This window comes from Streptomyces sp. NPDC127084 (assembly GCF_042724175.1).
In the GTDB taxonomy this organism is placed as follows: Bacteria; Actinomycetota; Actinomycetes; order Streptomycetales; family Streptomycetaceae; genus Streptomyces.
This window is the reverse complement of record NZ_JBHXFA010000197.1, coordinates 1-10,281: the sequence shown is the minus strand read 5'-3', so window position 1 is coordinate 10,281 and position 10,281 is coordinate 1. Positions and strand designations below refer to the sequence as shown.

Sequence of the window (10,281 nt, the reverse complement as noted above, 5' to 3'; positions counted from 1 at the left end):
TTGTTTATAAGAGACTGGCTCAGGCCTCGGTCTTCTCGGTGCCCTCGGCGTCGCCGGTGGACGCCTCGGCGGCCTCCTCGGCCTCGTCCTCGTCGTCACCCAGGTCGACGATCTCACCGTTGGTGTCCTTGACCGTGGCGGCCTCGACGACCGTGGCGAGGGCCTTGCCGCGGGCGACCTCGCCCACGAGCATCGGGACCTGGCCGCCCTCGACGATCGCCTGGGCGAACTGGTCGGGGGACATGCCGGAGGAGGCGGCGCGGCGCATGAGGTGCTCGGTGAGCTCCTCCTGGCTGACGTTCAGCTTCTCCTTGGAGACCAGCTCGTCCAGGACGAACTGGGTCTTGATGCCCTTGATCGCCTGTTCCGTGGTCTCGGCGTCGAACTCCTCGGCCGACTTGCCCTGGATCTCCAGGTACTTGGCGAGGTCGAGACCCATCTGGCCGAGCTGGTGGTGCTCCAGGTTGTGCTTGCGGGTGTTGACCTCGTCCTCGAGCAGCTTCTCGGGGATCGGGACCTCGACCAGCTCCAGGAGCTTCTCCAGGACGCGCTCCTGGGCCTGGGTGGCCTGGTCGTACTGCTTCATGTTCTCCAGGCGCTTGCGGCTGTCGGCCCGCAGCTCCCCAAGGGTGTCGAACTCGCTCGCCATCTGCGCGAACTCGTCGTCCAGCTCGGGCAGTTCACGGGCGGCGACCTGGGTGACCTTGACGGTGACCTCGGCCTCCTTGCCCTGCGCGGAGCCGCCCTTCAGCTCGGAGGTGAAGGTGGCCTCGCCACCGGCCTCGAGGCCGGTGACAGCCTCGTCGATGCCTTCGAGCAGCTCGCCGGAGCCGATGGTGTACTGCACGCCGTCGGCGACACCGTCCGCGAGGACCTCGCCGTCGACCTTGGCCTCGAGGTCGACGGTCACGACGTCGCCCTCGGCGGCGGCACGCTCGACCGGAGAGGTGGAGGCGAAGCGGGAGCGGAGCTGCTCCACGGACTTCTCGACGTCCTCGTCGCTGACCTCGATGACGTCGACCTCGACCTCGATGCCGGAGTAGTCCGGGATCTCGATGACGGGGCGGACGTCGACCTCGGCGGTGAAGTTCAGCGTCTCGCCGTCCTTCAGCTCGGTGATGTCGACCTCGGGCTGACCGAGCGGGTTGATCTCCGCCTCGTTGACGGCCTCGGTGTAGAACTTCGGGAGGGCGTCGTTGACGGCCTCCTCCAGCACCGCAGCACGGCCGAACCGCTGGTCGATGACCCGGGCCGGGATCTTGCCCTTACGGAAGCCCTTGACCGTGACCTGCTGGTTGATCTTCTTGTACGCCGCGTCGAGGCTGGCCTTGAGCTCCTCGAAGGGCACCTCGACAGTGAGCCGAACCCGGGTCGGGTTCAGGGTCTCTACGGCGCTCTTCACGGTTCGGTCTCCTTGGTGGCTGAATACTGGGGGTCTGCTGGACTCATCCCGGCGCGTGGTCCGGCGGCGGCTCAGCGGATCGGGCCCGGCTCTTCAGACACTCGTCAGACACACGGGCACGCAGCTTGCATAGTAACCGCAAGCGGGACGAGCCCCACAACGTGACCCTGAGAGGTGTACGTACTGGTCGGGGTGGCGGGATTTGAACCCACGGCCTTCCGCTCCCAAAGCGGACGCGCTACCAAGCTGCGCCACACCCCGTTTCGGTGCGACACGTAGGGTACATGGCCGAAGGCCGTGCTCAGATCCCTTTAGGCACACGCGTCGCCTCGGAGTGCCAGTCGCACGCGCCATGGACGGAATGGGTGTGCGGTCACCGGCACGGACCCGCTACGATGCTCTTCGTGCCGCGGCGCCCACGACCTTCGTAGGCGACTGCTGCACGGTCCTCGCGGGCGTAGCTCAATGGTAGAGCCCTAGTCTTCCAAACTAGCTACGCGGGTTCGATTCCCGTCGCCCGCTCTTGATGACTCAGGGCCAGGTCAGAGGTCGATTCCTCTACCTGGCCCTGAGGCGTTTCCGATCACGCGGGGCGACGGGGTGGAGCGTGGGCAGACGGCGATACGTAGCCAGGGGCGTGCCAGGCGGCTACCGCATCTGGGACAACAGGGGGCAGCGCTGGTGGGGCGACCACTACGAGCTGTGCCCTGACGATCTGCTGGCGGAACTCAACGGCGCCTCCGATCAGGCCAGGATCGCCGTCCTGCTCAAGCGGTTCAGGGCTCAGAAGCGTTGAGCGTCAGAATTTGATCGCATTGATCGAGTCCGCTATGGAGTCGAGAAAGTTGTTGATCGACGGCGCCATGCCCGTCGAGGCCAGGAAGAAACCGAACAGCGCTGCGACGATCGCGGGCCCGGCCTTGATCGAACCGCCGCGGATCATCACTACGAGGATGATCGCCAACAGCAGCACCACAGACAGCGAAATGGCCACAACTGATCACACCCTCGGTCGGTCCACCTGGCCCACAGGGGGAGCATGCGGCCCAGCACACCCCCTGCCAACCCCATCGTGCCACCAACCACCGGGCGGCGGATGCCGGCTGACGCACCGTCGGACGAGTGGTCCGGCCTGGCGCACAGCCCGCCCTCCCCGTATACCCGCTTCCGCTAAATGCACACGACCCGGTCACGAGAAATTCAAGAAATACTGGTGAGTTAATTCACCTATGTTTTCGGAGTGATCGTCAGGGTGGGTGGATTGTCCCGTTTGGGACGGATAAACCAGGGTATACAGGGCGTTCGCCGGTGACTTCGGGAACGAATTGAGAAAATCGGCGAGCATGTTTTACGTAATCCGATAAGGCGAGCTAGGGTGCCTCGAATGTTCCAGGCTCCGAATGCATTGCGGAGGAACCGGTCGCCCGAGGCTTCCCGGGATCCGGAACCCGTCCCCGCAGCGAACGTGACACAAGCGACGACACCGCCGACACCGCGGACACCGCGGACAGCGGCGACACCGACGACGCCGTCCTCGGCGACGCCGAGCCCGGCAGCCGCGCAGGTGGCGGCTGATCCGGCGCAGGAGCCGTCCAAGGGCACCAGACGCGACCCCTACTTCGACAACGCCAAGTACCTGGCGATCGTGCTGGTGGCCATGGCGCACGCCTGGGAGCCGGTGATGGAGGGCAGTCGCGCCACGCGGGCGCTGTACATGCTCGTCTACACCTTCCACATGCCGGCGTTCATCATCATCTCGGGCTACTTCTCACGGAGTTTCACCGCCCGGCCGGACCAGCTGAAGCGTCTGGTCAGCGGGATCGTGGTGCCGTACCTGGTGTTCGAGGTGGCGTACACGCTGTTCAAACGCTGGGCGGATGACGATCCCGGCTACCCGTTCAGCATGACGGACCCGCTGTATCTGACCTGGTTCCTGATCGCCCTGTTCGTCTGGCGGCTGTCCACCCCGCTGTGGCGTTCGCTGCGCCACCCGCTGCCTATCGCGCTGGTGATCGCCGCGCTCGGCTCGCTGACCTCGGGCATCGGGCAGGATCTCGACCTCCAGCGGATCCTCCAGTTCCTGCCGTTCTTCGTGGTGGGGCTGCTGCTGAAGCCGGAGCACTTCCAGATCGTGCGCAGGCGCGAGGTGCGGCTGCTGGCCCTGCCCGTGTTCGCCGGTGCCGCCGCTTTCGCCTACGCGGTGGCACCGCACATCCGGATGGGCTGGTTCTACCACTCGGCCGGCGCCGAGGACCTGGACGCTCCCTGGTGGGCGGGGCTGGTCATGACACCCGCGCTGTTCGTGTGCTCGATGCTGCTGACCGCCGCCTTCCTGGCCTGGGTGCCGCGCCGGCGCACCTGGTTCACCGCGCTCGGCGCGGGCACCATCTGCGGCTATCTGCTGCACGGCTTCCTGGTGAAGACCATCGACTGGCGGGATCTGGTCCCCCAATACCCATGGCTGGCCACACCGGCCGGGGAGATCTCCCTGACGCTGGCCATCGCCGTCGCCGTGACACTGCTCTGCACGCCGCCGGTGCGGCGGGCCCTGCGGTGGGCGACGGAGCCCGATCTGTCCTGGGCCTTCCGCCGGGAGGACCGCAAGAGCCGGGACGCCCGGAGCGACCAGAACGGCCGGGCGGTCACCCGTCAGCCGTCGTCGCGTTCCCAGTCGCCGTCAGCCCCAGCAACCGCCGTACCGTCGCGTACTTGTCGGTGAGCCGGTACCTGGTCGCCTCGTCCAGTACGGCGAGGCGGGCCGGGTCCGCGTTGTGGGCGAGGTCGGCCTCCTTGACGAGGAGGGCGCCGGGGGTCGTGAGGATGCGGCGGGTGTAGTCGGCGAGCGGCTCACCAGCGCGTTTGGTGAGGGCCAGGACCATCTCCTTGACGGACCCCGGCAGCGCGGCGGCGGCCAGCCAGTCGCGACTCAGCGCGTGGTCCTCGATGGCGTCGTGCAGCCAGGCCGCCGCGATCTGCTCGTCGGTGCCGCCACGGGCCCGTACACCGTCCGCCACGGCCTGGAGGTGCTCGGTGTAGGGGCGGCCCGCCTTGTCCCGCTGTGCGGCATGGGCCGCGCGGGCGATCGACTCGACCTCGGTCAGGGTGAGATACGGCATGCGCCCGACCCTGTTCAGGCTTCGCGGCGCAGCAGAAGCAGGGCCCGGTCGTCGTTGACGTCCTTGGCGACCGCCTCGATCAGATGCCAGGCGGCGCCTTCGAACCCGGTGGCGACATAGCGGTCGGCCTCGCCCGTCAGCCGGTCCATGCCCTCCGCGATATCGCGGTCGGATGCCTCGACCAGTCCGTCCGTGAAGAGCATCAGCACGTCGCCGGGCTGGAGCGAGCCCTTGACGGGGTCGAACTGGGCACCGTCGTACACACCGAGCAGCGGCCCGTCGGCGGTCTTCTCCTCCCAGCGTCCCGTGCCCGCGTTGAGCTGGAGGGCGGGCAGATGACCCGCGGAGAGGAGTTCGTAGTCGCCCGAGTCCAGGTCGAGCACCAGATGGATGGAGGTCGCGAAGCCCTCGTCCCAGTCCTGGCGCAGCAGATAGGCGTTGGCCGCGGGCAGGAAGCCGTGCGGCGGGAGGGAACCGAGCAGGCCGCCGAAGGCCCCGGACAGCAGCAGGGCGCGTGAGCCCGCGTCCATGCCCTTGCCGGACACGTCGGTGAGGACGACTTCGAGCGTACGGCCGCCGTTGGTACGGGCCGCGACCACGAAGTCGCCGGAGAAGGACTGGCCGCCGGCCGGGCGCAGGGCCATCTCGTGGTGCCAGCCCTTGGGCAGTCTGGGCAGCGCGCTCTGGACCCGGATGCGTTCACGCAGGTCGAACAGCATGGTTCCGCCGCGCCGCCAGGGCACGCCGACGCGGGCCCTGAACTGCGCGATGAGCAGTCCGAACAGCCCGCAGGCCGCCACCACCAGCACGGTGCCGGGGGTGACCCGTGCGGGTCCGTCCAGATACGGTCCGAGCGTGACCGACTCGATGATCAGCGCGCCGGCCGCCGTCGCGTAGAGCCCGAGGAGGCTCGCGGGCCGCAGCAGCACCCCGCCCGCGACGATGGGCAGCACCATCGCGGTGGGGGCGAACCAGACCGGCATGGCGATGGTGCCGCAGGCGATCGCCGGGATGGTGAGCAGCAGGCCCACGAAGGCGATCCAGTCGGAGCCGTCACCGCGGAAGTAGTCGACTCCGGATTTGCGCAGCGCGGTGCGGACCCGGCGGGCGGACCTCCGCAGCCGGGCCGCGATCGAACCTGCTGCGCCACGTGCCATCGACGTGGACCCTATCCATCCGCGCGGCCCTCGTGCAGGGGGGACCCCCGAAGCCCCCGAAGACGTAGACGGGGCGGTGCACAAGACATTGCGCGTGAAATCGGGTCGCGACGGAATGCGGCGCCCTGGTACGCATGGCATATGACAACGGTTGTACGGGTGCTGGACCGGTCGGAGTGGGATCACTGGTACGGGAGGCTGGAGCTCGCTTTCGGCGGTGTCCTGGAGACCCGGGAGGAGCGTGAGCTGTACCGCGAGCTGACCGAGGTCGATCGCTCGATCGGGGTGTGGGACGGTGACGAGTGCGTCGGCACCGCGGGCGCGTTCAGCTTCCGGATGTCGGTGCCGGGCGGTGTGTTCGTGCCCGCGGCCGGGGTGACGATGGTCAGCGTCGCCGCGACGCACCGGCGGCGCGGGTTGCTCACCTCGATGATGCGGCGCCAGCTGGACGACGTGCGTGAGTGGGGTGAGCCGCTGGCGGTGCTGACGGCGTCGGAGCCCGCCATCTACGGGCGTTTCGGATACGGGATCGCCGCGCATCAGATGAACCTGGAGATCGACAGCAGCCGGGTGCGGATCGCCGCGCCCGCGGGGACGGACGAAATACGGCTGCGGTTCGCTCCGGTGGCGGATGCCGCGGAGGTATGTGAGCGGATCTACCGCCGCACTATCGGCGTACGGCCCGGAATGTTCGCGCGGACGCCCGGTTGGGACCGGCTGCCGCTGCTGGACCCGCCGTCCGAGCGGGACGGCGCGTCGCGGATGCAGTGTGTGCTGGCCGAACGGGACGGCGAGGTGGTCGGGTTCGTCCGGTTCCACAACAAGCCGCAGTGGGGCGCGTCGGGGCCGGAAGGCTCGATCACCGTGCGGCAGATCGACGCGCTGGACCCGGCCGCGTACGCGGCGCTGTGGCGTTTCGTCTGCGACATCGACCTGACGTCGACCGTGCACGCCAGGAACAGGCCGGTGGACGATCCGCTGCTGGGCATGGTCAGCGACATCAGGCGGTGCGGTGTGCGGACACGGGACTCGCTGCACGTACGGCTGGTGGATGTGGGCACCGCGCTGGCGGCGCGTACGTACCAGGTGCCGGTGGACGTGGTCTTCGAGGTGGCGGACGCGTTCTGCCCCTGGAACGAGGGGCGCTGGCGGCTGACCGGTGACGCGAAGGGCGCGTCGTGCGAACGGACCGCGGACGCGCCGGATCTGACGCTGTCGGTGGCGGAGTTGGGTGCCGCCTATCTGGGCGGTGTGTCGCTGTCCTCGCTGGCGGGCGCCGGCCGGGTGCGCGAACTGCGCGAGGGCGCGCTGGCGGTGGCTTCACTCGCCTTCGGCTCGGACCCGGCGCCGTGGCTGCCGCACGGTTTCTGAGGAGTAGTCCCGTCAGTGCCACTGGTCCGCACAGGTCCGGGCTACGCCTTGTGCCGTACCCGGCCGACCAGGCGGCGCCAACGCCCGCCGGACGGACCGGGTTTCAGCGCAGTCCGCGCCCGGCGCCGGCCCTGATCGCGACCGGCCCAGCCGGAGAGCCGGGCTACGGCGGTCGTCCGACCGGGGCGGACTGGGCCTAACGGGGCTGGCAGCCCGGGCACCAGAAGAGGTTGCGGGCGGCGAGGTCGGCGGTGCGGATCTCGCCGCCGCAGATGTGGCAGGGCAACGCGGCCCTGCGGTAGACGTAGACCTCACCGCCGTGGTCGTCCACCCGCGGTGGACGGCCCATGGCCTCGGGGGTGTGCTCGGGCCTCACGGTGTCGATCCGGTTGTGGCGTACGCCCTCGCGCATCAGCGCCACCAGGTCCGTCCAGATGGCTCCCCATTCGCGTTCGGTGAGGTCCCTGCCCGCCCGGTAAGGGTCGATACCGTGGCGGAAGAGGACTTCGGCGCGGTAGACATTGCCGACGCCCGCGATCACCTTCTGGTCCAGCAGCAGTGCCGCGATGGACGTACGGGACCGGGAGATTCTGGCCCAGGCGTGGTCCGGGCCGTCTTCGGGGCGCAGGGGGTCGGGGCCGAGGCGGGCGTGTATCGCTCGCTTCTCGCCGTCCGTGATCAGGGCGCAGGCCGTGGGGCCGCGCAGATCGACGTAGGACTCGGGGTTGGCGAGCCGCAACCGCACGGTGTCGGTGGGCGGCGGGGCGGGGGCGTCGCCGAAGGCGACCTTGCCGAAGAGCCCGAGGTGGATGTGCACCCACTCGCCGGCACCGCCCGAGCCGCCGAAGCCGAGGAACAGATGCTTGCCGTGGGCTTGGGTGCGCTCCAGCACCGTGCCGTCGAGCAGGGCCGCTGAGTCGCTGAACTTGCCCTGCGGGCTGGTGACCCGCACGGACCGGCCGCCGAACCGTTCCCGGTAGTCGGCGGCCAGTCGGTGGATGGTGTGCCCCTCGGGCATCAGGCGGTCGGCTCCTGCGGGTGGTGCGCCGGGATCGGGGGGAGCTCGCCGGTGGTCTCGTAGCGGGCGAGCATCTCGATGCGGCGGGTGTGACGCTCCTCACCCGAGTAGGGGGTGTTGAGGAAGATCTCGACGAACTTGGTCGCCTCGTCCTCGGAGTGCATCCGGGCGCCGACCGCGATCACGTTGGCGTTGTTGTGCTCACGACCGAGAGCAGCGGTCTGCTCGCTCCAGGCGAGGGCCGCACGTACGCCCTCGACCTTGTTCGCGGCGATCTGCTCGCCGTTGCCGGAACCGCCGATCACGATGCCCAGGCTGTCCGGGTCCGCGACGGTCCGCTCGGCGGCACGCAGGCAGAACGGCGGGTAGTCGTCCTGGGCGTCGTAGATGTGGGGACCGCAGTCCACGGGCTCGTGGCCATGGGCCCTGAGCCACTCGACAAGGTGGTTCTTGAGTTCGAAACCGGCATGGTCGGAGCCGAGGTACACGCGCATGGTCCGAGTGTGGCACGCGCGAAGCCGGGCAGGCGTCAGCGGGGTCCGGCGCACGGGCCCTGTCGGATGACCCGGCCCCTCGGACGGAAGGCGGACCACGTGGCCCGCGTCACGATCCGGAATGAGGTCTTCCGTATTGGCGGGTCACCGGCTTGAATGCGGGGGCTCGTCACCCGAGCGACCCGTACACGTAAGGAATCGTCCATGAACCCCCAGCCGACCCTTACAAAGGCAGGCGTAACCACCGGTGAACCCGGTAATCCGCAGCCTTCCGACGGCCTCAAGGCCGGGCTGAAGAACCGCCATCTCTCCATGATCGCCATCGGCGGCGTGATCGGCGCCGGACTGTTCGTCGGCTCGTCCGGCGGTATCGCCAAGGCCGGTCCCGCCATCCTCGTGTCCTACGTACTCGTCGGCGCGATGGTCGTCTTCGTGATGCGGATGCTCGGCGAGATGGCCGCGGCGAGCCCCAACTCGGGCTCCTTCTCGGCATACGCAGACCGCGCGCTCGGCCGCTGGGCCGGTTTCTCGATCGGCTGGCTGTACTGGTTCTTCTGGGTCGTCGTGCTGGCGGTCGAGGCCACCGCCGGCGCGGTGATCCTGGAGGGCTGGGTCCCGGCCGTGCCGCAGTGGGCCTGGGCACTGATCGTCATGGCCGTGCTGACGGTGACCAACCTCGCCTCCGTGGCGTCCTACGGCGAGTTCGAGTTCTGGTTCGCCGGTATCAAGGTCGTCGCCATCGGCGCCTTCGTGGTCATCGGCCTGCTGGCCGTGTTCGGCGTACTGCCCGGCTCCGACAACCCCGGCGCGGGCTTCGCGCACCTGACCGACGCCGGGGGCTTCCTGCCCAACGGCGCGGGCGCGATCCTCACAGGTGTGCTGATGGTCGTGTTCTCCTTCATGGGCAGCGAGATCGTCACCCTGGCCGCCGGCGAGTCCGAGGACCCGCGGCGCGCGGTCACCAAGGCCACCAACAGCGTGATCTGGCGGATCGCGGTCTTCTACCTCGGTTCGATCTTCGTGGTGCTGACCCTGCTGCCGTGGAATGACGAGTCGATCGTGGAGAAGGGCTCGTATGTCGCGGCCCTGGACTCCATCGGCATCCCGCACGCCGGCCAGATCATGAACGTGATCGTGCTGACCGCCGTGCTGTCCTGCCTGAACTCGGGCCTCTACACCGCCTCGCGGATGGCGTTCTCCCTGGGCGAGCGCGGTGACGCCCCGAAGGCCTTCGCGAAGACCAGCAGCCGTGGCGTGCCCGTCATCGCCATCCTGGCCTCGGTCGTCTTCGGCTTCGTCGCCGTCATCTTCAACTACACGAACAAGGACACCGTCTTCCTGTTCCTGCTGAACTCCTCGGGTGCGGTCGCGCTCTTCGTCTGGCTGGTGATCTGCTTCACCCAGCTGCGGATGCGCGGGATCCTGAAGCGCGAGGCGCCGGAGAAGCTGACGGTGAAGATGTGGCTGTTCCCGTATCTGACGTGGGCGACCGCGGCGATGATCGCCTTCGTCATCGGCTACATGTTCTTCGACGAGGCCAACCGCGAGGTCGTGCTGCTCTCGGTGCTGGTGGCGGCCTTCGTGGTGGCCGTCGGCGTGGCGCGCGACCGGATGGGCAAGGGCCGGCCGGCGGCCGTGCCCGCCACCGCGGACACCCCGCGGGACTCGGTCGAAGTCTGAGGACCGTACCCCTGCCAAGGCCCGGAGCCCCGTCCCGCTACTC

Annotated in this window: 10 protein-coding genes and 2 tRNA genes; 5 read left to right on the top strand and 7 right to left on the bottom strand. The window is 68.8% G+C overall.

The window, feature by feature from the left end; genetic code table 11:
• Positions 1–19 precede the first annotated feature (19 nt).
• On the bottom strand, positions 20–1,402 hold the full coding sequence (gene tig / locus ACFWI9_RS30270; RefSeq protein WP_387167239.1) for a trigger factor: 1,383 nt from the start codon (positions 1,400–1,402) through the stop codon (positions 20–22).
• Positions 1,403–1,586: 184 nt separating this feature from the next.
• Positions 1,587–1,663: transfer RNA gene (locus tag ACFWI9_RS30265), tRNA-Pro, on the bottom strand.
• A 190-nt stretch (positions 1,664–1,853) separates the two neighbouring features.
• Between ACFWI9_RS30265 and ACFWI9_RS30260 the strand changes: the two genes are divergently transcribed.
• Together ACFWI9_RS30260 and ACFWI9_RS30255 are read left to right on the top strand one after the other, a co-directional pair.
• Positions 1,854–1,924 (top strand) — tRNA-Gly (locus tag ACFWI9_RS30260).
• 85 nt (positions 1,925–2,009) lie between these two features.
• A complete protein-coding gene (locus ACFWI9_RS30255; protein ID WP_387167236.1) occupies positions 2,010–2,198 on the top strand; it encodes a hypothetical protein in 189 nt (62 codons plus the stop codon).
• Positions 2,199–2,201: 3 nt separating this feature from the next.
• On the opposite strand, the gene ACFWI9_RS30250 is transcribed toward ACFWI9_RS30255, so the two are convergent.
• A complete protein-coding gene (locus ACFWI9_RS30250; RefSeq protein WP_387167233.1) occupies positions 2,202–2,396 on the bottom strand; it encodes a hypothetical protein in 195 nt (64 codons plus the stop codon).
• 390 nt (positions 2,397–2,786) lie between these two features.
• Between ACFWI9_RS30250 and ACFWI9_RS30245 the strand changes: the two genes are divergently transcribed.
• Positions 2,787–4,121, top strand: a complete 1,335-nt coding sequence (locus ACFWI9_RS30245) for an acyltransferase family protein (RefSeq protein ID WP_387167231.1) — start codon at positions 2,787–2,789, stop codon at positions 4,119–4,121.
• Here the strand turns inward: ACFWI9_RS30245 and ACFWI9_RS30240 are convergent.
• Together ACFWI9_RS30240 and ACFWI9_RS30235 are read right to left on the bottom strand one after the other, a co-directional pair.
• Positions 4,045–4,518, bottom strand: coding sequence for an HD domain-containing protein (locus tag ACFWI9_RS30240; protein WP_387167228.1), 474 nt, complete (start codon positions 4,516–4,518; stop codon positions 4,045–4,047). The genes ACFWI9_RS30245 and ACFWI9_RS30240 overlap by 77 nt on opposite strands.
• A gap of 14 nt (positions 4,519–4,532) precedes the next feature.
• A complete protein-coding gene (locus tag ACFWI9_RS30235) occupies positions 4,533–5,675 on the bottom strand; it encodes a PP2C family protein-serine/threonine phosphatase (protein ID WP_387167225.1) in 1,143 nt (380 codons plus the stop codon).
• Positions 5,676–5,816: 141 nt separating this feature from the next.
• Between ACFWI9_RS30235 and ACFWI9_RS30230 the strand changes: the two genes are divergently transcribed.
• Positions 5,817–7,046, top strand: coding sequence for a GNAT family N-acetyltransferase (locus ACFWI9_RS30230; RefSeq protein ID WP_387167223.1), 1,230 nt, complete (start codon positions 5,817–5,819; stop codon positions 7,044–7,046).
• A 196-nt stretch (positions 7,047–7,242) separates the two neighbouring features.
• On the opposite strand, the gene ACFWI9_RS30225 is transcribed toward ACFWI9_RS30230, so the two are convergent.
• Together ACFWI9_RS30225 and ACFWI9_RS30220 are read right to left on the bottom strand one after the other, a co-directional pair.
• Positions 7,243–8,064: an Fpg/Nei family DNA glycosylase gene (locus ACFWI9_RS30225; protein WP_387167220.1), complete on the bottom strand. Its 822-nt coding sequence runs from the start codon at positions 8,062–8,064 to the stop codon at positions 7,243–7,245.
• Positions 8,064–8,558 (bottom strand): ribose-5-phosphate isomerase, encoded by a 495-nt coding sequence (locus ACFWI9_RS30220; protein ID WP_387167217.1) that lies wholly within the window; start codon positions 8,556–8,558, stop codon positions 8,064–8,066. Before ACFWI9_RS30220 ends, ACFWI9_RS30225 begins: the two co-directional genes overlap by 1 nt.
• A gap of 204 nt (positions 8,559–8,762) precedes the next feature.
• Here ACFWI9_RS30220 and ACFWI9_RS30215 point away from each other — a divergent pair, with 204 nt between their 5' ends.
• Entirely contained in the window at positions 8,763–10,238 is a 1,476-nt protein-coding gene (locus tag ACFWI9_RS30215; RefSeq protein ID WP_387167214.1) for an amino acid permease, read from the top strand.
• Positions 10,239–10,281: the final 43 nt, after the last annotated feature.